The sequence below is a fragment of the Pseudomonas sp. AC463 genome (assembly GCF_979253585.1).
The window spans coordinates 1-495 of the sequence record NZ_CEEDDZ010000095.1; the positions used below are offsets into that span (position 1 = coordinate 1).

The 495-nt window shown below is 65.1% G+C and carries 1 protein-coding gene; it reads right to left on the reverse strand.

Annotation, left to right across the window (positions count from 1 at the left end; translation table 11 throughout):
• Positions 1-35: 35 nt before the first annotated feature.
• Positions 36-495, reverse strand: a 460-nt coding sequence (locus AC0IYH_RS29250) for an SOS response-associated peptidase family protein (protein ID WP_471837516.1), incomplete at its 5' end; no start/stop codon positions are given.

Here is a 495-nt window from a genome sequence, read left to right on the forward strand (position 1 = left end):
GCTGAGTCTCAAGGCGCTGACAGCGGGAGCGATGATCAAACCGAGGTCTTCGTCCTCGTGGGAAACACCGGCCCCCGCACTGTCATCCGCTCGCCCGGGTAAGGCTGCTGAAGGGCGACCACGTCGTCATAGCTCCCACGCAGCCAGCGATCCCAGTCCGCTTCATGCAGGATCGTAATCATCGCCTTGGGGTGAATGGGCGCGACCAGCTCGTTCGGATCGCAGGTGACCATCGTGAACCCCGCGCCCTTGACGGACTGCTGCCAGAACCCCGCAACGGCGAACACCGGCTGCTCGGGCACGTCGAACCACATCTCACCCTTGATCGGTGCGCCGTCACCAACCTTGTGCTTGTCCGGCGCCCACTCGCAGAACTCGGTCAGCGGGACGAGGCAGCGGTTATGTGGTTCGGCCGCAAGCCGGCGCCATTGCGGCAGACCCAGGTTGCGGACGTTGGTCATGGGCCTCGGAGCAGCACCGCCGAGGACATCCCAC